This window comes from Flavobacterium sp. SH_e, assembly GCF_025717045.1.
GTDB lineage: Bacteria > Bacteroidota > Bacteroidia > Flavobacteriales > Flavobacteriaceae > Flavobacterium.
The window spans coordinates 37,699-61,929 of record NZ_JAOVZN010000002.1; the positions used below are offsets into that span (position 1 = coordinate 37,699).

15 protein-coding genes are annotated in these 24,231 nt (G+C 32.8%); 8 read left to right on the forward strand and 7 right to left on the reverse strand.

The features are described from left to right. Window positions 1-137: 137 nt before the first annotated feature. The 6 genes from OD917_RS03135 to OD917_RS03160 form a co-directional block, all read right to left on the reverse strand. Window positions 138-2,165 carry a M3 family metallopeptidase gene (locus OD917_RS03135; protein ID WP_263522090.1) on the reverse strand — a complete coding sequence of 676 codons (2,028 nt, stop codon included), beginning with the start codon at window positions 2,163-2,165 and terminating at the stop codon, window positions 138-140. Window positions 2,166-2,291: 126 nt separating this feature from the next. Further along, window positions 2,292-2,774 (reverse strand): 5-(carboxyamino)imidazole ribonucleotide mutase, encoded by a 483-nt coding sequence (purE, locus tag OD917_RS03140; RefSeq protein WP_263522091.1) that lies wholly within the window; start codon window positions 2,772-2,774, stop codon window positions 2,292-2,294. Window positions 2,775-3,167: 393 nt separating this feature from the next. Continuing rightward, complete coding sequence (locus OD917_RS03145) at window positions 3,168-4,316, reverse strand: 5-(carboxyamino)imidazole ribonucleotide synthase (protein WP_263522092.1); 1,149 nt, start codon at window positions 4,314-4,316, stop codon at window positions 3,168-3,170. 149 nt (window positions 4,317-4,465) lie between these two features. Continuing rightward, window positions 4,466-5,017: a hypothetical protein gene (locus OD917_RS03150; protein ID WP_263522093.1), complete on the reverse strand. Its 552-nt coding sequence runs from the start codon at window positions 5,015-5,017 to the stop codon at window positions 4,466-4,468. Between the two features lie 23 nt (window positions 5,018-5,040). Further along, window positions 5,041-7,143 (reverse strand): TonB-dependent receptor, encoded by a 2,103-nt coding sequence (locus OD917_RS03155; RefSeq protein ID WP_263522094.1) that lies wholly within the window; start codon window positions 7,141-7,143, stop codon window positions 5,041-5,043. 146 nt (window positions 7,144-7,289) lie between these two features. After that, on the reverse strand, window positions 7,290-8,564 hold the full coding sequence (locus OD917_RS03160) for a PQQ-dependent sugar dehydrogenase (protein ID WP_263522095.1): 1,275 nt from the start codon (window positions 8,562-8,564) through the stop codon (window positions 7,290-7,292). 185 nt (window positions 8,565-8,749) lie between these two features. On the opposite strand from OD917_RS03160, the gene hpt reads away from it, so the two are divergent. The 5 genes from hpt to OD917_RS03185 all read left to right on the forward strand — a co-directional run bounded on the left by hpt (window position 8,750) and on the right by OD917_RS03185 (window position 14,817). Continuing rightward, on the forward strand, window positions 8,750-9,280 hold the full coding sequence (gene hpt / locus OD917_RS03165) for a hypoxanthine phosphoribosyltransferase (RefSeq protein ID WP_263522096.1): 531 nt from the start codon (window positions 8,750-8,752) through the stop codon (window positions 9,278-9,280). Between the two features lie 66 nt (window positions 9,281-9,346). Beyond that, window positions 9,347-9,919, forward strand: coding sequence for an adenylate kinase (locus OD917_RS03170; protein WP_111285025.1), 573 nt, complete (start codon window positions 9,347-9,349; stop codon window positions 9,917-9,919). 197 nt (window positions 9,920-10,116) lie between these two features. After that, on the forward strand, window positions 10,117-11,391 hold the full coding sequence (locus tag OD917_RS03175) for a hemolysin family protein (protein ID WP_263522098.1): 1,275 nt from the start codon (window positions 10,117-10,119) through the stop codon (window positions 11,389-11,391). A 101-nt stretch (window positions 11,392-11,492) separates the two neighbouring features. Next, entirely contained in the window at window positions 11,493-12,494 is a 1,002-nt protein-coding gene (gene obgE, locus OD917_RS03180; RefSeq protein WP_263522099.1) for a GTPase ObgE, read from the forward strand. A gap of 178 nt (window positions 12,495-12,672) precedes the next feature. Beyond that, a complete protein-coding gene (locus OD917_RS03185) occupies window positions 12,673-14,817 on the forward strand; it encodes a S46 family peptidase (RefSeq protein WP_263522100.1) in 2,145 nt (714 codons plus the stop codon). 75 nt (window positions 14,818-14,892) lie between these two features. On the opposite strand, the gene OD917_RS03190 is transcribed toward OD917_RS03185, so the two are convergent. After that, window positions 14,893-21,165, reverse strand: a complete 6,273-nt coding sequence (locus OD917_RS03190; RefSeq protein ID WP_263522101.1) for a carboxypeptidase-like regulatory domain-containing protein — start codon at window positions 21,163-21,165, stop codon at window positions 14,893-14,895. 203 nt (window positions 21,166-21,368) lie between these two features. Between OD917_RS03190 and OD917_RS03195 the strand changes: the two genes are divergently transcribed. The 3 genes from OD917_RS03195 (at window position 21,369) to OD917_RS03205 (ending at window position 24,231) form a co-directional block, all read left to right on the forward strand. Then, window positions 21,369-22,724, forward strand: coding sequence for a UDP-N-acetylmuramate--L-alanine ligase (locus OD917_RS03195; RefSeq protein ID WP_263522102.1), 1,356 nt, complete (start codon window positions 21,369-21,371; stop codon window positions 22,722-22,724). 127 nt (window positions 22,725-22,851) lie between these two features. Then, window positions 22,852-23,541 carry a RadC family protein gene (gene radC / locus OD917_RS03200; RefSeq protein ID WP_263522103.1) on the forward strand — a complete coding sequence of 230 codons (690 nt, stop codon included), beginning with the start codon at window positions 22,852-22,854 and terminating at the stop codon, window positions 23,539-23,541. A 3-nt stretch (window positions 23,542-23,544) separates the two neighbouring features. Continuing rightward, window positions 23,545-24,231: a YjjG family noncanonical pyrimidine nucleotidase gene (locus OD917_RS03205; RefSeq protein WP_263522104.1), complete on the forward strand. Its 687-nt coding sequence runs from the start codon at window positions 23,545-23,547 to the stop codon at window positions 24,229-24,231.

The window sequence follows — 24,231 nt, forward strand, 5'->3', positions numbered from 1 at the left end:
TATTTGTAAGATTAAGATTTAAAAATGCGAAGATAGTTAAAGTAAAACCAAATAAAAAACCGAAGTATTTCTACCTCGGTTTAATCTAAAATTTATTAAAGATTGAGATTAAAAAATCTAAAATCAGAAATCTGCAATTATAAAAGTCCTGCTCTTTTCAACAAAGCTTCTGGTTTAGGTTCTTGTCCTCTAAAACGTTTGTATAAAGTCATCGGATGTTCTGTTCCACCTTTAGAAAGAACATTATCTTTAAATTTCTTCGCAATTTCTTCATTGAAGATTCCATTTTCATGGAAATATTCAAAAGCATCAGCATCCAGAACTTCCGCCCATTTGTAGCTATAATATCCAGAAGAATAACCGCCTTGGAAAATATGAGAGAATGCTGTACTCATCGCATTTTCTTTTACGTCTGGATACAATTGCGTATTAGCAAATTGTTCTGTTTCGAAAGTTTTTAAATCCGTAATATTAGTTGGATCTTGTCCGTGCCAAGCCATATCTAATAATCCAAAACTTAGTTGACGTAAAGTTGCCAAACCTTCCTGGAAACTTGCACTTTCTTTAATTTTCTGAACATATTCAATCGGAATAATTTCTCCCGTTTCATAATGATTCGCAAACAAAGCCAAAGCTTCTGGTTCGTAACACCAGTTTTCCATAATCTGACTTGGTAATTCTACAAAATCCCAATAAACAGAGGTTCCAGATAAACTTGGATAAACCGTATCGGCTAACATTCCGTGCAATCCGTGACCAAATTCGTGGAATAATGTTGTTACTTCATTAAAAGTCAATAACGAAGGTTTTGTTTCTGTCGGTTTTGTAAAATTACAAACGTTAGAAATATGCGGTCTTTCGTTTACGCCGTCTTTTACATATTGTGATTTAAATGAAGTCATCCAAGCGCCGTTTCTTTTTCCTTTTCTTGGGAAGAAATCAGCATAGAAAATCGAAACTAAATTGTCGTTAGCATCTTTCACTTCGTAAGTCGTAACTTCTTCATGGTATTTATCGATATCAAAAACTTCTGTAAAAGTTAACCCGTATAATTTTTTGGCAACCGTAAACGCGCCGTCTAAAACTTTTTCTAATTGAAAATAGGGTTTCAGCTTTTCATCATCTAAATTAAAAAGCTGTTGTTTTAATTTTTCAGAATAATACGCGCCGTCCCATTTTTCTAATTGTTCGATTCCGTCTAACTCTTTTGCGAAAGCGGTTAACTCAGCAAATTCTTTTTGAGCCGCTGGTTTCGCTTTTGCTAATAAATCATTTAAGAAAGAGAAAACTTTTTCTGGGCTTTCAGCCATTCTTTCTTCCAGAACAAAATGTGCGTGTGTTTTGTAACCTAATAAATTAGCTCTTTCAAAACGAAGTTTAGCAATTTTTAAAACATTTTCCTGATTGTCGAATTCGTTATTCTGAAAAGCTTTTGCACCAAAAGCAATCGCCATTTTTTTACGTAATTCGCGATTATCAGCATAAGTCAAAAACGGAACATAACTTGGATGATCTAAAGTAAAAATCCAGCCTTCTTTTTCCTGATTTTTGGCTAATAACCTTGCTGCTTCGATTGTACCTTCTGGTAAACCTGATAAATCTTTTTCATCAGTCAAATGCAATTCGAAGTTGTTGGTTTCTGCCAAAACATTTTCACCAAATTGCAAACTCAATTTAGATAATTCTTTGTCGATTTCTCTTAATTGATTTTTCTTGTCCTCAGGTAAATTGGCTCCGTTTCTTGAAAAGCTTTTGTATTTTTTGTCTAATAAAGTTGTTTGTTCTGGATTCAGATTTAAACTTTCTTTCTGATCGTAAACCGCTTTTACTTTCGCAAATAAATCAGCATTTAAGCGAATGTCATTTCCAAATTCTGAAAGCAAAGGCGAAACTTCCTGAGCAATTTTCTGCATTTCATCATTCGTTTCTGCCGAATTCAAATTGAAGAAAATACTTGAAAGACGATCTAGAATATCCCCAGAATAATCCATTGCTACGATTGTGTTTTCAAAAGTCGCCGCATCTGGATTATTTACAATTGCATCAATTTCGGCTTTAGCCAAAGCAATTCCTTCGTTGAAAGCAGGAACATAATCTTCGATTTTAATTTGCGAAAAAGGTGCAGTGTTATGTTTGGTATTGAAATATTGTGTTAATACGCTCATATTTTTTAGTTTTCAGTCGCAGTCTCAGGTTTCAGTGTTAACTAGAGACTAAAGAGTTTTTTTTTTAGTTTTCAGTCTCAGTCTCAGTTTTCAGTGCTCACTGAGACTGAAAACTGAGACTCTGAACTATTTTAAACTTTCAGCCGCTTTATTCACTGCAGCTTTCAATTCTTCTTTATAAGCAATAATCGTATCCAAGACTTTTTTATCGTGGCTTCCGATGATTTGTGCTGCTAAAATTCCAGCATTTTTTGCTCCGTTCAAAGCTACAGTTGCAACTGGAACTCCGCCCGGCATTTGCAGAATCGATAATACAGAATCCCAGCCATCAATTGAATTGCTTGATTTTACAGGAACACCAATTACAGGAAGCGGAGACATTGAAGCTACCATTCCAGGTAAATGTGCCGCACCGCCTGCACCGGCAATGATTACCGAAATACCACGAGTATGTGCGTTTTTGCTGAAATCGAATAATTTCTCTGGCGTTCTGTGTGCCGAAACGATATCTACTTCAACTTCTACATTAAATTGTTTTAATATGTCGATTGCATCTTGCATAACTGGCATGTCTGAGATGCTTCCCATTATAATAGCTACTTTGCTCATGTTTTTTGTTGTATTTGTTTACTTCGTCCGTTCGGCTAAAGCCTCGGATCAGGTTTAAAGTTTCAAGTTTTGTTGAGACTGAAAACTGTCATTTAGTTTGGTTATTTTAAACTTTCCTACTTATAGGATTTTTTTAATCTGTTTTTGATTAGGTTGCCCAAAAAATAAACTACAAGTAAAATAATTGTAACTATAATGAAATTTATAATCAAAAATTCTGGATAAAAATAGTTGCTAACGTAACATTCCGCATCAACTCTTCTATATGCCTGAAATGGAAAACCTATAGAAAAACCTCTGCCATGTTTAGTTATAGGTATAGTTATTAATTGTATTGCGAAATAAATTAAGATTGTTAATCCAGAGATTTTTAATGCTTTTTTCATTTCATTGTTAAGCGCTAATCACTTTAATAGTTTCTTTCACTTCCTGTGCAATTCTTCTCGCTTCAGCCATATTTTCGTTCACAATCGTAACGTGACCCATTTTTCTAAAAGGGCGAGTTTGTTTTTTTCCGTAAATATGTGGTGTAACGCCGTCCCATCCTAAAATGGTTTCGATGTTTTCATAAACGACATTTCCAGAATGACCTTCGGCTCCGACTAAATTTACCATAATTCCGGCAACTTTACTGTCTGTGTTTCCTAACGGAAGATCTAAAATTGCACGTAGATGATTTTCGAATTGTGAGGTATAACTTGCTTCAATAGAATAATGTCCAGAATTATGCGGACGTGGTGCAACTTCGTTTACCAAAATTTCGTCGTCCTGAGTTTGAAACATTTCAACTGCTAAAAGACCAACGTGATTAAAATTTTCTGAAACTTTTAAAGCAACAGCTCTTGCCTTTTCAGCCACTTTATCGTCGATTCTGGCTGGGCAGATTACGTATTCCACTTGATTGGCTTCTGGATGAAATTCCATTTCTACAACTGGATACGTTTTCATTTCTCCTGAAGGATTTCTAACCACAATTACTGCCAATTCGTTTTTGAACGGAACCATAGTTTCTGCAATGCATTCTACATTCGGAAGCGTATCTAAATCGGATGCTTGGCGAACTATTTTTACACCATTTCCGTCATAACCAAATTCGGTGCATTTCCACACAAATGGTAATTTTAGATCGTTGATTTTAGATTTTAGTTGATCTAAATTTTCAAATCTTTCGAAAGGTGCGGTTGGGATATTATTTTTAGCGTAAAAATCTTTTTGAACACCTTTATTCTGAATTCCTTTTAAAGTTTTTGGAGATGGATATACTTTTAGGCCTTCGTTTTCTAATTGCGTTAAAGCTTCAAGGTTTACCAATTCGATTTCGAAGGTCAAAACATCGACTTGTTTCCCGAAATTATAAACCGTTTCATAATCCATTAAATCGCCTTGAAAAAACTTGTTGCAGGCAATTTTACTCGGCGCTTCGTCACTTGGATCTAGAACGTAAGTTTGTATATCAAATTTTCTGGTGTCAAACAAAAGCATTTTACCTAATTGTCCGCCACCTAATATTCCTAATTTAAAATCAGAAGAAAAATAATTCATTTTGTGTTGTGTTTTTGCAAAGATACTTTTTAATCTTTTTTTAGCCAAAATTTCGTTGAGTACAAGTTTTTTCCGCCACGAATTCACGAATTTTTTCTTTTCTTGCATTAAGTATAAAAAAATAATTCGTGAATTCGTGGCGGAAAAAACTATTTAATTTTCTTCAAAACTTCTTTGGCTACAGCTTTGTATGCCGCTGAGTGATCTCCGAAATCTTTATCAATAATAACTTTTAGTTCAGGGTGAATCCAATCGTAATAATTTCCTAAGATATATAAAGTACGAATTGAGTACGCTTTTGTAGCAACTTTAGTATCATTTATTAGCCAATCAAAAGAAGCTTCAATACAATCTTGAAGGTTTTCTTCTGAGAGTTTTATGCCGTTTTCGTTTTTCTTGTAATGCGATTTTACTAAAAGCTGAGTAACTTTTGCAATTGGTCGAAGTGAACTTTCATCTTTTAGAATTTTCAAATTCGAACAGAAGAAATCAAGATGAGGTTGAAGCCAATGTAATTCTTCGTATGAAACAAACTCTAAAATCCAGCAAGCTTTATGATTGTTTTTGTCTTCGGGCGAAAAGCAAATCGAAACCAATTCACTAAAAAGCGAAGGATTTTCTAAGACATCTTGCGCAGCTTTTAGACGGTTTTCTCTATAAGCATTTACGTAATCCAATTTTTTTTGCAGTTCAGACAGCATTGTTTTTAATATTTAATACAATGCTAAAATAAGTAATTTAGTGCGATAATTCCGTAATAGTTTATAGGCAAACCTGGATAATAAAATCTTGGTTGCGCATTTCCAACTCCTGTTGCATTGGTTAAAATCATCGAAGCATATTTTTCATTTGTAACATTGTTTATTCCTGCGTCAAAATGTGCTTTTAAACCTGATAAAATCTCAAATTGATAACCTGTTTTTAAATTCAGTAAAGAATAAGAATCTGAAAAATTGGCGTTAGAATCATTCATTGGAATTTTATCTGTGAATTGGAAATCGGCTGAAAAATAAAATCCAGAAGTTGTATTTAAAGTAAAGCCAGCGCTTGCAGTTTTTGCAGGAACTCCAGTTAGTTTGTTTCCAGAAAAATCATTTCCGTTATCGATAAATTCTTTGAATTCATAATTCCCGATTGATGTTCCGATGTAAGAATTTAAAGTGAAAGTCCGATTTATTGGCCAATTATGATTTAACGAAATTTCAATTCCTTCATGAAAAGTTTTCCCCGCATTTACGCCTTCATATTGATCGTCTCCGATTCTTTTTGCCACCAATAAATCTTTTATTTCCATTCTATAAATGGCAATTTGAGTATATAATTTTTTATTGAAGAAATGCAATTTTCCGCCCAATTCAAAATTGTAACCCGTTTCTGGTTTAATGTTTTGATTAATATTTCCTGTAGAAGTTAAAGTTTCTTCGGTGGCAGGAAGAGAAAATCCTCGGCTTGCAGAAAAGTAAAAAGTCTGAACTTCATTTGGTTTGAATAAAAAAGAAAGTTGAGGTGAAAAAATACCATCATAACTGTATTTCTCCTTCGGATTATTCGCGGAAGCGGGAAAATCATTCTGCAATTCAAATTTGGTTTTGTTGTAATTTAAACCCGCCTGAATTTCAAATCGATCAGAAAGTAAAGTTCTGATTTGCGAAAAAATATTATAAAAATGCCTTTTCTGATTGGTTGCTGTAAGCTGATTGCCTTGCAGACTTCCGTTTCCGTTATTTTGCTGATATAAGTTTTGAAAAGTATTTCCGCTATAATTATCTCTGAAATATTCCAGACCGGCAATAAACTGATTTTTGATTTTTCCGATATTAAAATCTCCCGAAAACTGAGTTCGCACGCCCGAAGCAAAAGTATATTGACGTAAAATATCAAACGGACGCGGTTCGTTGCTGTCTTTGTAATTGATGAAAACTGAAGTTGAATTTTTTAAATTTTCATTAATTGAAAAATCATAAGCCAATCCGCCCAAAGTCGATTTGTATTCTTTAAAACCTTGTGATGCAACCCAAGTCGGCGCACCTGCCTGTGGATTATTTTCGAAAGCTGTTTTGTTGATCGAGCTCGGAATGTACGCTTTTAAATAAGTATAATTCGAAAAGTAAGTCAGTTTGCTGTTTTTCTTTCTGAATAATTCTCCGCCAAGCGTAATTCCTTCGCGATTGTAAGCGCTGTTTTCGCGCCAGCCGTCGGTTTTTAAATTGTGATAACTCAGATTTAAAGAAGCATTTTTTTCATTCAAATTAAAAGAAACTCTATTTTTCAATAATCCAAAAGATCCAAAAACAGAACTGACTTCAGTTTGATAATTTCCTTTATTGAATGTTTGGGGCGAAATCAAAATCGCTCCGCCCAATCCAGCACCATAAATACTCGAAAGCGGACCTTTTATCACTTCAACTTGATTGATGTTTTGAAGATCAATATCATCAATTACAGTTTCGCTGTTTCCAGAAGTCAACGGAATGCTTCCATAAAAAGCTCTGATTTTATTAGTTCCGTACGGAGTTCTTGCGCCAATTCCGCGAATTGAAATTCGGGTTGTGGTGATATTCGACGATTGCATAAAAACACCTGGAATCGTATTGATGACATTGCTGATATCTGTAGTGTTATTTCGTAGCAATTCTTTTTCAGATAAAATGCCAATCGAAGCGGGGCTATTCTGCAAATCACGATTGATGTGAAGTGGACTTATTAAAACTTCGTTTAGTTTTTGAGTTTTTGTAGAATCAATATTTTGAACTTCTTTTTCTTGTGCGTAAATATTTTTAGAAATGAAAAGAACAAAAAGAAGCGAAAAATATTTTTTAAAAGGCATAAAAAGAGCAGATTTAAAATGCAGTTTTATTTTAACACATAGAAACATAGTATTGATTGAGGCAAAAAAGGTGTTTCGAGTTTTCAAGTCACTTCTTTTTAAACAAAATCTATGTCTCTATGTGTTTAAATATTTGTGTTTAAAATTTATTTTTTTGCTGTAACTTTCCAAATTGTATTACTGCTGTCGTCGTTTACCAAAAGGGATCCGTCATTTGTAACGGTTACTGCAACTGGACGTCCGTAAACTTCGGCTTTATCATTGTCAGAAATAAAACCAGTTAAAAAATCTTCTGGTTTTCCTGAGGGTTTTCCGTCTTTAAAAGGAACGAACAGCACTTTATAACCCGAAATTTTAGAACGGTTCCAAGAACCATGCTGACCAACAAATGCTCCGTTTTTATATTTTGAAGGAAAAGCATCTTTTGTGTAAAAAGCCAATCCAAGTGAAGCTGTGTGAGCACCGACTGGAACATCGGGAACAATTGCTTTTTCGACTAAATCTTTTCTTTCGCCTTTCATTCTTGGATCAGGAATATTTCCAAAATAAGAGTAAGGCCATCCGTAAAAACCGTCTTTTTTTACACTTGTAATATAATCTGGAACTAAGTCATCTCCTAAATCATCGCGCTCGTTTACAGCCGTCCAAAGTTCTTTATTGACAGGATTCCAATCCATTCCGACGGGATTTCTTAAACCCGAAGCATAGATTTTTTCACCAGTTCCGTCAGGATTAATTTCTAGAATTCCCGCGCGGCGAACTTCTTTGTCAACTCCATGTTCGGCATTATTACTTCCTGAACCTACAGAAACGTAAATTTTGCTTCCGTCTGGACTTGCTAATAAATTTCTTGTCCAGTGATTGTTGTAACCTCCAGCTGGAAGTTCTAGGATTTTTTCGCCTTTTGTTTCCAGTTTCAGTGGATTATTTTTATAGGGATAACGATATAAACCATCTGTATTGGCAATGTAGAAAAAGTCTTTAAGAACCAACATTCCGAAAGGTTTATTCAAACCAGAAATAAAAACTTCTCGAGTTTCGAATTTTCCATCTTTGTCTTTATCTCTTAAAACTGTTATTTGATTTTTGCTCGTACGCGTTCCGCTTTCTACAATAAAAATATCTTGATTTGGCGCAATGTAAGTCCAGCGCGGATTTTCAAATCCGTCTGCAAATTTTGTAACTGTAAAACCTTCTGGCGCTTTTGGCGTTTTACCCACTGGCCAGCCAATCACTTTACTATTGTTGGTTTTAGATTCTGTGGCATAAGGTGGAGGAAGCGTAATATCGCCAATGGCAGTTTTTACAACATTGCTAGGTCGTTTGGCAAGAGCTTCTTTTTCTTCTTTTTTGACTTGTCCGTTACAGGCAGTCATTAAGGCTAATAGTGGTATAGAAAACAGGGTTAAGGATTTTTTCATCGGTTTTTGGAGTTAAATAATTATATCACAACAATTTACTGAAAATTCCTATAGCGTCAAAAAATGATTTGTAAACATTAACTGATATTTAACATTCGTAAAAAATATCTTGATACAGTACATTTTGATAGAAGCAGTTAAGTTCTAATTCTTTATCTTTGTCCATTATTTTAAAAAGAAAAATAATGATACAACTTCACGATAAACAATTTGTTCCGTTTATTTCGGCTAAAGAAATTGATTTTGCTTTAACTAAAATAGTGGCTCAGGTCGAAGATGATTTTGGAGATGATACGCCAATTTTTATTGGAGTTTTGAATGGCGCTTTTATGGTAGTGTCAGATTTTTTAAAAAAATATAAAAAACCGTGTGAAGTTTCATTTATCAAAATGGCATCATACGAAGGTACTGAAAGTACAAATTCGGTTAAAGAATTAATTGGAATTAATCAGGATCTTTCGGGAAGAACGGTAATTATTATTGAAGATATTATCGATACAGGAAACACAATTGAAGAATTAAAGCATTTATTTAAAGCGCAAAATGTAAAGCATTTTAAGATTGCAACATTATTCTTTAAGCCAGAAGCGTATAAAAAAGACATTAAAATAGATTATGTCGGAATCAGAATTCCGAACAAATTTATTGTAGGTTATGGTTTAGACTATGATGGTCTAGGAAGAAACTTAACCGAGATTTACAAGTTAGCAGAATAACAAAACACAACTATATATTCATTTTAAAACTTCTGAAAGACAGAAGTAACAACACTCATTTCAATTATGATTAACATCGTTTTATTTGGAAAGCCTGGAGCAGGAAAAGGAACTCAGGCAGAATTTTTAAAAGAGAAATACAATTTAACACACCTTTCAACTGGAGATATTTTTCGTTTCAATTTAAAAAATGATACTGAACTAGGAAAAAAAGCAAGAGTTTTTATGGACAATGGAGAATTAGTTCCTTGCGAAGTAACAACTGCAATGTTAATTGATGAGGTGAAAAAACACCCAGATACAGCAGGATTTTTGTTCGACGGTTATCCAAGAACAATCAACCAAGCTGAGGCTTTAGATAAATTTTTACCAACAATCGGGTCAAGCGTAACAGCAACAATCGCTTTAGAAGCTGACGATGAGATTTTGGTAGCACGTTTATTAGAAAGAGGAAAAACAAGTGGAAGAGCTGATGATCAAGACGAAGAAAAAATTCGTGTAAGATATCAAGAATACAATGAGAAAACAGCTCCACTTATTGGATATTACAAAGAACAAAATAAATTTTATGCCGTAGACGGTATAGGAACTATTGAACAAATTACAGAGCGATTAACGTCAGTTATAGATAATTTGTAGAAGCTTATTCCAGCTGTACGTTACACCCCGATGTTATCGGGCGCAAAGAACTATTTTTCTAACCATAAAACTAGCTTCTTAAGATATTTTAAGAATCACTGTTTTAGGGTTAGAAAAATTAGTTTTTTAAGTAACGGCTAAAATCAAGATTGCAAATTACATTTAACAAGACCATTTTATAACGAATCCACTATCAATTGGAAATACTAATTATATTTTTTCTAATTCTATTAAACGGAGTTTTCTCCATGTCTGAAATCGCTTTGATTTCGGCCCGTAAAAACAGGCTTGAAACTGCTGCGAAAAAAGGCAATAAAAGTGCTAAAACGGCACTCGATTTAGCCAATTCCCCAAATAAGTTTTTATCTACAGTACAAATCGGAATTACCTTAATCGGAATTTTGACGGGTATTTATTCTGGTGACAAAATCACTGCCGATGTAGAACTTTTTGTGGCAGGATTTGCCGTTCTCAAACCTTATGCTCATTCAATCGCGGTTGGAATTGTAGTTGTGGTTTTAACTTTTTTCTCATTGGTTTTAGGAGAATTGCTTCCAAAACGAATCGGATTAAATTATCCAGAAGCAATTGCAAAAATGGTGGCAATGCCAATGAAAGTAATTTCAATTATTACGGCGCCATTTATTTGGTTACTAACTTCATCGACAGATTTTTTACTGAATGTTTTTCAAATAAAACCAACTGCTGACGGAAAAGTTACTGAAGAAGAAATTAAAGCCATCATTAAAGAAGGAACTGAAGTTGGTGAAGTTCAAGAAATTGAACAAGATATTGTGGAGCGTGTTTTCCATATTGGAGACAGAAAAGTAAATTCTTTAATGACACATCGCAAGTCGGTTGATATGTTGCCATTAAAAGCTGATAAAGAAAAAATCAAAGAATTAGTAGTTCAGGATCTTCATGCAGTTTATCCTGTTTACAATGATAATTACGATGATATTGTGGGAGTCGTAACGCTGAAAAACATCTTCGCAAATATCGAAAAAGATAATTTCGATTTATCTGCAATAATGTCTGACGCGCCTTATTTAATGGAACAAACTACGGCTTATAAAGCATTAGAAAATTTCAAAAAAACAGGTGTTCATTACGCTTTAGTTTCAGATGAATATGGTGTTTTTCAAGGTATGATTACATTGAATGACATTTTAGAAGCTTTGGTTGGTGATGCATCAGAATTTTATAAAGACGAATTCCAATTAATCGAAAGAGAAGATGGTTCGTGGCTAGTTGACGGACATTATTCGTTGCACGACTTCTTGACTTATTTCGAATTGGATGAGTTGACAAACGATTACGAAGTAAACACCGTAAGCGGAATGATTATGACCGAGCTTTCGCATATTCCAAAGGAAGGAGAAAAATTAGTTTGGCAGAAATTCGTCCTAGAAGTTATTGACATGGACGGTGTTAAGATTGATAAAGTTTTAGTAAGAGCTTTAAAAGAGTAAAGGAAAATTTGTTTCAGGTTTCAGGTTTCAAGTTTCAGGTTATGCGTTGCGCAACTTGAAACTTGAAACCTGAAACTTGAAACTTTACATAAACAAAGAAAATGACAGAAGGAAATTTTGTAGATTACGTTAAGATATATGTCTCTTCCGGAAAAGGAGGGAAAGGTTCGACGCATTTACATAGAGAGAAATTTATTGAAAAAGGTGGTCCAGATGGAGGTGACGGTGGTCGCGGTGGGCATGTGTATTTAGTTGGGAATAAAGGACTCTGGACATTATTTCATTTAAAGTTTGCACGTCACATTAAAGCTGGTCACGGTGGAGATGGAGGTTCTGATAGAAGTACGGGAGCAGACGGAGAAGATAAAATCATTGAAGTGCCACTAGGAACTGTTGTAAAAGACAAAGAAACGGGTGAAACACTTTTTGAAATTACCGAAGACGGAGAAAAAAGAATCCTTGCAAAAGGAGGAAAGGGAGGTTTAGGAAACTGGCATTTTAGAAGTTCTACAAACCAAACGCCTCGTTATGCACAGCCAGGTTTGCTTGGTGTGGAAATGGATGTTATTCTGGAACTTAAAGTTTTGGCTGATGTTGGATTGGTTGGTTTTCCTAATGCAGGAAAATCTACTTTATTGTCTGTATTGACTTCTGCAAAACCAAAAATTGCCGATTATCCGTTTACGACTTTAAAACCAAATTTAGGAATCGTAGCTTACAGAGATTTTCAGTCTTTTGTGATTGCCGATATTCCTGGAATTATTGAAGGTGCTGCTGAAGGAAAAGGTCTTGGACATTATTTCTTGCGTCATATTGAACGTAACTCAACTTTGTTATTTTTAATTCCAGTTGATACTGCAGATATTAAAGCAGAATATGATATTTTGGTCAATGAATTAACGAAATATAATCCTGAAATGCTAGACAAAGAACGTTTGGTTGTAATTTCAAAATGCGATATGTTAGACGATGAACTAAAAGCAGAATTGAAAGCGGAGTTAGATGTTTCTTTCAAAGGTGTTCCTTATATGTTTATCTCTTCTGTTGCTCAGCAAGGTTTAACAGATTTAAAAGATAGACTTTGGAAAATGCTTAACGAATAAAAAATAACAAGTTTGATATTATAAAGGTGTTCTGAAAATCAGAGCACCTTTTTTGTTTATAGGAATATTAAATTCGTAATAAAGAGTTAAAAAATCATTCTCATATTTAATTTTAGAATCGTTTAAGATAAAATAATTATCAAAATGGCTTATATTCGCATCACTTAAACAAAATAACATGAAAAAAGTAATTTTATTCTTGACCATGTCACTTATGGCTTTCCCAATGAGAGCAGATGAAGGAATGTGGTTTTTGATGTTTATCGAAAGATTGAACCATAGGGATATGGAAAAAATGGGCTTGCAATTGACAGCCGAAGAAATTTACAGCATTAACCATCATAGTTTAAAAGATGCGATTGTACAGTTTAACGGAGGTTGTACTGCAGAAATCGTTTCAAATAGCGGTTTGGTTCTTACTAATCACCACTGTGGTTATAGTGCGATTGCAGAACTTTCAACTGCAGAACAAAATCATTTGAAAGATGGTTTTTGGGCAAAAAGTCGTTCAGAAGAACTAAAGCCTAAATCTTTATATGTTCGTTTCTTCGTGCGTATGGATGATGTTTCGAAAAGAATTTTGTCAAAAGTAAATGATACCATGACAGAAACGGAAAGAAACAAAGTTATTCAGCAAGAGATCGCTCTGATCGAAAAAGAAAACAGCGAAAACGGAAAATACACTGTTTCTGTTCGTCCTTTCTTTCAAGGAAATGAATATTACTATTTTGTTTACCAAGATTATACAGACGTTCGTTTAGTAGGAACTCCGCCTGAAAGCGTTGGTAAATTTGGTGGAGATACAGACAACTGGGAGTGGCCTCGTCAAACGGGAGATTTCTCTATGTTTAGAGTTTATGCAGATAAAGACGGAAATCCAGCAGCATATTCTAAAGACAATGTGCCGTTACAGCCAAAACACCACTTACCTGTAAGTTTAAAAGGAGTAAAAGAGAATGATTTTGCAATGATCCTAGGTTATCCAGGAAGAACAAACCGTTGGATGCCAGCTGGAGGAATTGAGCAAAACATTAAATATGCTTATCCTGCTTGGGTTGAAGGTGCAAAAACCGGAATGGATGTAATGAAAAAGTATATGGATAAAGATGCAACTGTTCGTTTAGACTATGCTTCTAAATATGCTTCGACAGCAAACTACTGGAAAAATCGTCAAGGTATGATTGATGCTTTAACAAAAGCAGGAACTGTTGATACAAAAGCAGAACAAGAAGATAAATTCTACGAGTGGGCAAGCAAACCTGCAAACAAAGAAAAATACGAGAATGTAATTCCGACTATCAACGATTATTACAGAGAAACAAACTTAAAAGCGCGTCACGATAATTATTTGACACAACTTTTGCGTACTTCTGCTTATGCAACTGCTCCAGCTAATTTAGGAAATGCATTAATTGCTTATTACAAAGAAAATGATGCAAAGAAAGCAGAAATGCTTCCTAAGATCAATGCGATGATTGAAAACATTTATGGTGAATTTTATGCGCCATTAGAAAAAGATGTTTTAACAGCACAATTGAATTTATATGCTGAAAAAGCTGCTGAGTACGGACTTGCTCCAGAAATTGCAAAAATGAAAACAGCTAACAATGGTGATTTTACTGCTGATGTAGCAAAAGCAACTGAAATTAGTTATTTTACAACTAAAGAAAAAATATTAGCATTTTTAGCTGATCCAAAGCCATTGGCAATTGTACACGATCCATTGTATATTATTTCTAATGATTTATTGACAAAATACCGTTCTAAAACTGACGATCAAGCAAAAGCTGATGATGGTTTTGCAACTGCTTACCGCAAATTGGTTGAAGGTTTAAGAGAGTCTAAATTGAACGCAATTAAATATCCTGATGCAAACTCTACGTTGAGGTTAACTTACGGAAAAGTTCGTGCTTTACCTGCTGATCCTCGCAACGATGCTAAAATCAATAACTATACTACAATGGAAAGTATGGTTAAAAAATACAAAGCAGGAGATCAGGAATTTGACTTGCCAGCTCGTTTATTAGAATTAAACAAGAAAAAAGATTACGGGCAATATGCTGATAAAGCAGGATATATGCCTGTAAACTTCTTAACTGATAACGATATTACAGGAGGAAACTCTGGTTCGCCAGTTCTTAATGGAAAAGGAGAATTAATCGGAATTGCTTTTGACGGAAACATCGAAGCTATGGCTGGAGACGTCATTTTTGATCCTAAATTACAAAGAACTATCAACGTCGATATTCGTTATGTACTTTGGATTATCGACAAATACGCTGGGGCTAAAAACATTATCGACGAATTGACGATTACTAAATAATCTTCATTTCTGATTTAAATATCAAACCTAACAGGTTTTTTAAAACCTGTTAGGTTTTTTTATGTCTAAATTTTATTAATTCACTTTCACTCGAATTCCCTTTGTATGACTTGCAAACTCCGGCGCATACATACTTTGAATAGTCGTAATTCCGTTTGAGAATTCCCCACTGTTATTTACTCTTATATCATATTCTAAAACATAAGTTCCTTTATTGATTTGGTCAAAGAAGAAATGAGTTGCCGCATCTTTTGTACTCATATAATATCCCAATCTAGAATATTGATATTGTGAAAGAACATTTACAGGCTCAAAACAAGAAGCGCGCATATCTTTTAAGTGAATGTATTCCACATCTTCTTTGGAAGTAATAACCAATCGGACTGTAACCAAATCTCCAATTTTTAAAGAATTTTCAGTTGTTATTTTTTGTAATTCGTCACCTTTAAGCGTGTTTTTCTTTAGATATAATTCTTTCGAGACAGATAAAACGGATCCAGTGTTATTTTTAATTTTATCCAAATCTTCAAAATACTGCCAATAAACACCACCAAAGCCTGGGATTCTAGATTTGTTTTGAACGCTAATCGAAGCCATTTCTTTTTTTACTTCTTCAGCTTTCCAGTTTAGTTTGATGTAACCTGTTTCAGCTTCTTTTTCATTTTCTGATAATTTTTTGGTCATGATTTTTTCATCTCCCAATTTTATAACTGTATTGTCTTTTACAGAAAGCCAATCGCTGCCTTGGAGTAATAAGGCATAAATTGCTTCACTAGTTGATCTTGTTGTTGGCCAGTTTTTAGCTTGTTTATTTTTTAACAGCCAGACTTTCATTGCATCAACAGATTTGGTGTCTTGAGTAACTTCGGCGAAAGCCTCAATTAAAAGAGCTTGAGTTTCTATAGGCGCTTGATACCAGTACCAACCAGGTTTATTAGCAATCCAATACATTCCCCAATCTTCATTGTTAGATGAATTTTCTTTTAAACTTTCAATGATTTTTTTAGCACTTTCCTTTTCTCCAAAACGATTTAATACTAAAGCTGTTAATCCTTTTTCATAAATAGAATAATTTAACCAATCTTTTTTTGCTGTTTCGAGATATAATTTGGTTACTTTTTTTAAAGTGTCCGAAAGCGAATATTGTTCTAAATAAAAACTTCTGCTATATAAATAATGCAAATTAGAATATGGCCATCTCCAAATTAAACTGTTCGTTTCTTTATTGAATTTTGCCCTTTTTTGGTGTTCTTGTAAAAACTTGCCATCTATAAAAGGAATTGCGCTTTTAGTAATTTCATCAATTTTAAGATTTTGATTTTTAACCAATTTTGACAAATGGCCTAATCCTGCTAAAATATGTCTAGTAATGTAGTCGTCCCCAGTACCGCCTTCAAACCATGAAAAACTACCATACGAATTTTGTTTCTTTTTTAATTTTTCGAAAGTGGCTTCTTGCGAAGTTTTCATTTTTTCCAAATCAAATAAAACTGCAAGACTTTTTCTCTTCTCATCTTCATTTTGATTATCATTTAACCACGGTGTTTCTGCCAGGATAATTGATTTTAGCTTTTCATTTTCTTCTAATTTTGGATTGATTTTTCCTTTTTTTCTCCATTCATCAAAAACGACAGCAATTTTCGGATTGCTTGAAATTACTTCTGTAGCAAGTGCATTAGAATAAAATCGGGCAAAGGTTTGTTCTGCACATTCGTGTTCATATTCCATTAAATAAGGCAAAGATTGAATTGCGATCCATGCGGGATTGGAAGTGTACTCAAATGTAAATTGATGATTTTTTAAAGTTGTCGAATTATTGTTTTTTAAGTTTTCAAAAGTGTATTCTTTCGTCGAATTTTCACGAACCCAAATCGGAATACTTTCTGTAACAAGCATATTGTTGGTTAAAACAGGAATAATATTTTCTTCTCCATCTGAGAAATCACCTGATTTTGCTACGATTTTATATTGAACACCCTGTAAACCTTCAGGAATTGTAACGGTCCAACTTGCTATAGTATTTCCATAAGCCGGAATTGTGAAATTTTTAATGTTATCTGCATTTAGCATTTTGGCATCAATTGGTTCCATTGTTACTGCATCGAAAAGCTGTAAAGCAGCAATTCCAGTTTTCGCTTCGGCGGTAATATTTGAAATTTTTGTAGTGATAACAATCGTATCTTTTTCCCTAAAGAAACGCGGGAAATTTGGCAAAAGCATTAATTCTTTTTGAGTCACAACGTTTTTCTGCAAATAACCAGAAACGGCTTCTTTGTTGTGTGCAAATAAGCGAAGTTTCCAAGCCGTTAAAGCTTCTGGAGATGTAAAAGAGAAACTCACTTTTCCTTGTGAATCTGTTTTTAAATTTGGTAAAAAGAAAGCAGTTTCAGATAAATTTTTTCTTGCTTTCACTTGATTTAATTCTTCTAATGCTTTTTTGTTTACAGAATTTATATCATAAACAGTATTATCTTCTTCATAAATAACATTTGAGCTAACTGTGGTAATAGCGGCAGATAAGTTTGCTTTTTTCTGAATGCCGTATGCTGTAGTTACAACAACTTGTTCTAAAGTACTTGAATCATTGGTTAATATGACATCAATAAAATTTCGATTTGCAATTTTTATAGATTGGGTTTTCATACCAATGTAACTAAAATCAAGTTGTTCTTTCCCAAGAGCTTGTATTTCATAATAACCGTCAAAATCAGTTTGAGTTCCTCGTGTAGTTCCTTTTACTACAACAGATACTCCAGGTAAAGGGAGTTCAGAATCATCAGTTACAATTCCTGAAATTACTTTAGCATTAATAGGCTTATTAGCTTTTTTTGCTAGTTCTAATTGATATCGTCTTCGTGTATAAAAATCATTTCTATAGATAAAATCAAATCCAAACGACATTAATTTAATGCCTTCATTAGATAAATCAATTCGATTTAATGGTAAATTCAAATACATTAGATTAGCGGAAGTTTCGTCAAAACCTAAAGCCGATTTTTTATTGCTTCCATTATAATGGTAATTGTTTATAGATAATGTGTACCAGTTTCTAGTAGCAAATTGATCTAGTGAAATGTCATACATCGAGGCTAAAACTTCGGCTTCGTTTTTAGTATCGTTAGATTTTAAATTAAATATCCAGTTTTCGGTGCTTCCAGGCTGTATTTTACTTCTGAATGTCTCGACTGTAAAATCTAATTTCGGAGTAATTGATTTTAATATAACGTCTATATCTTTTGAAAAAACTTCATTGTCGAAAATGCTTTGAAAGCCAATTTTTAAGATCTGATCAAATTCTTTTTTCAATGGAATTTTAACTGTTGTCTCGTTGTTTTCTAAATGAATCATTTTCTCATAAAAGATCATGCCGTTATAATTTCCTGTTGTTGAAACATATATATTAGGAATTACAGAGGTCAATTTTATCAATATAAAACCGTCTTTTTTAGGATCTTCATTTATTTGTTCGGCTGAAAATAATGTGCTCGGATTGAATTTGTCTTTGCTTTGTTTGAGTTTGAAATTTGCTTTAGTTTCTATTATGTTGTCAAAACTATCTTTTGCAGAAAAGACAATTTTGTAATTTCCTGATTGGTAATCTGAAATAAAATCCAATGCAATTTTTTTGTCATTTTCAGTATCAACTTTTTTAGAATAAACTAGAATTTCATTTTCAATATTATCAAGTTCGTTTTGTTCATACGGAAATAATTTCTCAAAATCTTCATTTGTTATAGACTGAATTTCTGGTTTCTGCCAGACTCTTCTTTTGAATTTATTTGAAAGCGGATTTACAAAATAGATCTTGATTTCACCTTTTGCTGCTAAAAATTCGTCATTTAAATTAGTGCTTTTTAGCGTGATTTCGTTTTTGTCTTTTGTTTCAATTTCTCTTTTTATTGTGGCTTCCAAAACTAAATCGTGATACCCAACTTTTACATTTGTCTGCGATTCGTGCGTTTCTCCGTTTATATCAGTAACGGTCGCTTTTATAATATAATTAAAGATTGGCAAATCTTCCTTGGAACTGTTTTCAGAAGGTAATGCAATAAAATCGATTGCAAATTTGCCGTTGTTGTCTGTTTTAGTTTCTCCTATAATTATATTTTTATTATCTTCTTCTGAGTAGTTGTTTGTCCAATAGCTGGTATAACGTGTAATGGTATAACTGACTTTAGCATCAGATATGGAACTTCCTGCAAATGCTGTCGCAGTACCTTTTACTTTTATAGATTGGTTTAATTGAAAAGTTTCTTTTTTTGGCTCAAAAACAACTTCAAATTTTGGGCGTTTATATTCTTCGACCCTAAAATCGGTATAAGAGTTTTCTAATCTCACATGATCCCAAAATGGATGATCAACCTTTTTTTTATTATAGATAATATCTTTGTCAGAATTAGTCGATTCTTCAGCGCGCATTGTAAAAGTTCCTGTTAAACCAATTTTTGGTAAAAGGAGTTCACCAGAAAAAGAACCAAATTCATTGGTAGTTACTTCAAATTCCTTAAAAGTATTATAAGATGGGTCGTTAACAGTTATTTTAAAAGAAGTATTAGCTACAATGCTTGTTTTGTTTTTCTTTTTTTGAATAGCGATTCCTTTATAGTAAACAATTTGTCCAGGACGATAAATAGCGCGATCTAAATAGAATTCGACTTTTCCCTGAAGATAATAATCATCGTAATCATCATCATTTTTATTAGAAAAAATAGCGTTATAATTGATGCTTTCGGGCTTAATTATTATGCTATCATTTGAGGTAAATATCTCGAGTATGTTTCTTCTGAACTTTTCGTTTTTTGGATGGTAAACTGCAATTCCGTTATTATTAGTTCGTATTTTATAATCTGAAATTTTTATAATAGCGTTGCTTATCGTTTTTCCTGTTTTTCTATCCAAGACCTGATATTTTTCGCCTTTGTCTTCGTTTGAAGCAAGTACACTAATATTTGATGAAGTTACAGTTTGGTAAGTATATGCTTTTGTGTTTTTTATGTCAGAATCACTTTCAAAATAGGCTAAATAAGATCCTGTGTTTAAATTCGGCAGAAGAATTTCTGTTGAGTATTCAAAATAGTCCTTTTTGTTTAAAAGCGAATAATCTTTTGTATAAGACGGCTGTTTTTTTGAGATAATTGAATTGACAATACTGTCTTTATCTAGGTTTCCCTCTTTAAATTCAAGAAGCTGATTGTAGCTTATTTTATAAAAAGAAATTTTTAACTGATCGACATTCTTATAGCTAAGAAAAGCTCTTGCATTTTGATTGTTGTATGTATATCGCTGAAGCTGAACTTTTAATGACTTAGAAGTAATGACTGATTTTTTTTGCAAAGCCAATTTATAAGCTGTAGATCTATTATTTAGTTTTAAAATGCTGTCAAGTAAAGCTACAGCTTTGCTATTGTAATCAGGTTTTAAAGTTTTTGATGCCTCTTGTGCAAGAATTGAAGCTTTTTCAAATTGAATTTTCTGAATAAGTAAATCGTCTTTTACGGTTTTTTGAAAACGATTTATAATATTTAGATATTCCTCGGTCTTGATATTCAGTCCGTTTTTAAAAAGTACGATACGATCCCATTGATTTTCCGGTTTCGGATTTATGGTTTCTTGTTTCTGATAAAGAGATAATACGTGTCGTAAATCGTCAAAGTTGATGAAATCTAAATTCAATTTTGTGAAATCAGCAGAGTTTCCTAAAAGATCTTTTTTGTACTTATTTACGATTTCCTGATCAAGAGCAAAATAAGAAAATTTTGAGCTGTAAATGGCTATATTTTCTTTGATGATATAATCGAATAAGTTTTCATTTTTCAATTCTTCAGAAGAGGAATAATTAAAAATCTGATCATATTTAGAAAGGGGTGTATTTTTTAAAACCAGTTCATTTTCTAAACTCTGTTTTAATGCTGAATTAATTTCGTCTCTAAAATTAATTGATGTCCAGGTTAAAAAATCACCACTTACAATATTGGTATTGGTTCTTTTTTGAATTTCAGAAATACCTTGGGTATAATAATAGTTTAGGCATTTTGCGTAAATTAAATTCAAAATTGCTTTTGAAGGTATAGAAACGCAGTATATTTCTGTTTTTAAATTATTTAAAATTTTATTTTGAGCATTTTCCTCAATAACTAATAGATATTTCGAATGATAGAAAAAACATTTTATCATTTCGGCTTCATTCTTATTTGAAACGGCATCTTTATAGATTTTTTCAACTAATTCATTAGCTGATTTGGTTTTTCCTTCATTTTCGAAATCAATTACTTTTTCCCAATTTTTATCGTTTTGCTGTGCAAATATTGTGGTAGAGATAAATAATAAAACAAACAGAATATTTTTCATAAAGTAGTTTTTCTCTATAGAGAGTCGTTTTTTAATAAAGGTTGGGAAGATTTAAAAATATTTTCGTACAAAGTACTAATTTATCCATAAAAGCAAATAACACATTTTATATTTCATTATTTTTGAAGAATAATTATTGAGTTTAATTAGTTATTTGCTATTTCGATTAACCGATTAAACAGTTTAACGATTAAACATTTTAAATGAAAACACATTTCATCGCCATTGGCGGAAGCGCAATGCACAATCTAGCATTAGCATTACATAATAAAGGATACCAAGTTACAGGAAGTGACGATGCTATTTTTGAACCTTCAAAATCAAGATTAGAGAAAAAAGGAATTCTTCCTGCAGAATTGGGCTGGTTTCCAGAAAAAATCACTTCAGATATTGATGCAATTATTTTAGGAATGCACGCAAAAGCGGATAATCCTGAATTATTAAAAGCGCAGGAATTAGGTTTAAAGATTTATTCATATCCAGAATTTTTATACGAACAATCTAAAAATAAAACACGTGTTGTAATTGGTGGTTCTCATGGTAAAACAACGATTACTTCGATGATTCTTCATGTAATGCATTATCATAATATTGCGGTTGATTATATGGTTGGTGCGCAATTAGAAGGTTTTGATACGATGGTCCATTTGACAGAAGAAAATGATTTTATGGTTTTGGAAGGAGATGAATATTTGTCTTCACCAATTGACAGACGTCCGAAATTTCATTTGTATCAACCAAACATTGCTTTGATTTCTGGAATTGCTTGGGATCATATTAATGTTTTTCCAACGTATGAAAACTATGTTGAACAGTTTGAGATTTTCATCGAAAAAATTACAAACGGAGGAATTTTAGTTTACAACGAAAATGATCCAGAAGTAAAACGTGTTTCAGAAGCGGCTACAAATCCGATTAGAAAAATTGCTTATTCGACTCCTGAATATTCAGTAAGCGATGGTGTGACTTTATTAAAAACTCCAGAAGGCGATATGCCAATTGAAGTTTTTGGCGCACATAATTTAAATAATCTTGCTGGAGCAAAATGGATTTGCCAAAATATGGGTGTTGATGAAGCCGATTTCTACGAGGCAATTGCAAGCTTTAAAGGCGCTTCTAAACGTTTGGAAAAAATTGCCGAAGGAAAAGGAAAAGTGGCGTACAAAGATTTTGCACATTCGCCAAGTAAAGTAGCTGCGACAACAAAAGCGGTTAAAGAACAATATCCAAGTAGAACTTTAGTTGCCTGTTTAGAATTGCATACTTATAGCAGTTTAAATGCCGAGTTTTTAAAAGAATACGAAGGGGCTTTAGAATATGCAGATGTTGCGGTTGTTTTTTATTCTCCAGATGCGGTAAAAATTAAACAACTGGAAGAAGTAACTTATGAGCAAATTGCTACTGCATTCAACAGAAAAGATTTAATAATTTATACAAACCCAACTGAATTTAAGGAATACTTATTCAACTTAAATTTAGATAATTCTGCACTTTTATTAATGAGTTCAGGAAATTACGGAGGTTTAAATTTTGATGATGTTAAAGGATTGATTTCTTAATTAGTCAATTAAAAAATTAGATAATGTGTCAATTGCTTTGCAGTTGGCACATTTTTTTTAATTATCTAACTGTGTTTTGAAAGATTTTTCTTCTTTTTAAATATCTTCGCATCTTAAAATTATAATTATGGAAGTGGGACATTTTGCTATAAAAAATTGGTCTGATGATGACAAACCTCGCGAAAAACTTATGCTCAAAGGAAAAGATGCCTTGAGTGATGCTGAATTATTAGCAATTTTAATTGGTTCTGGAAGCCGAAATGAATCTGCGGTTGCATTAAGCCAGCGTATTTTAGCTAGTGTTGGTGGATTAAATTCATTAGCAAAATTATCTATTGCTCAATTAATGAAATTTAAAGGAATAGGAGAGGCAAAGGCTGTTACAATTGTTGCTTCTTTAGAGTTATGCGCACGTAGGAGATCAGAAAAAGCAGTTGAAATGACTAGAATAACTTCGAGTAAAAAGGTTTTCGATTTAATGCAGCCAATAATAGGAGATTTATCTCATGAAGAATTTTGGGTGCTTTTTCTTAATAATTCCAATAATGTGATTTCAAAGGCTCAATTGAGTAAAGGAGGTATTGGCGGTACAATTGTTGACGTCAGATTGATTTTTAAATTGGCATTTGAAAAATATGCTACAGCCTTGATTTTGTGTCATAATCATCCTTCTGGAAGTTTGATTCCCAGTGATGCCGATAAACAAATTACTAGAAAAATTCGCGAAGCAGGAAACAAGTTAGATGTTAAAGTTTTAGATCATATTATTATAACTGAATCAAAATATTATAGTTTTGTAGATGAAGGAATTTTTTAATAGATGAATACCAAGATTACAGACATTTTTTTTGACTTAGATCACACACTTTGGGATTTTGATAAAAATTCAGAAATGGCTTTTGATCGTATTTTTAAAAGTAAATATCAAGAGATTATTACTGAAGATTTTATCAAGGAATATATTCCAATTAATCAAGAATGTTGGAGATTATATCAGAATGATAAAATTACGCATCAAGAATTGCGTTATAATCGTTTAAAGTTTTCTTTTGATGCATTGAATTATGCTATCTCAGAAGAAAATATTTTTGAAATTGCTAATGATTATATTGAGTTTCTTACTGATAATAATTACCTTTTTGATGGTGCAATAGAAGTTTTGGAATATTTGAAACCTAAATATAAACTTCATATTATTACAAACGGCTTTGCAAATGTTCAGGAAAAGAAGATTAATAATGCTTCACTTGGAGGTTATTTCAGCACCATTACAAATTCTGAGTTAGCAGGCGTTAAAAAACCAAATAATATTATATTTGATTATGCATTGAATCTGGCGAAAACTTCAAAAGAGAACAGCATTATGATTGGTGACGATTTTGAAGCTGACGTGAATGGCGCTTTGAATGCAGGTTTAGATGCCATTTTCTTTAATGAAAAAAAGCTGGATATTTCCGGAAATTATAAACAGATTAACCATTTACTAGAACTAAAAAAATATTTATAA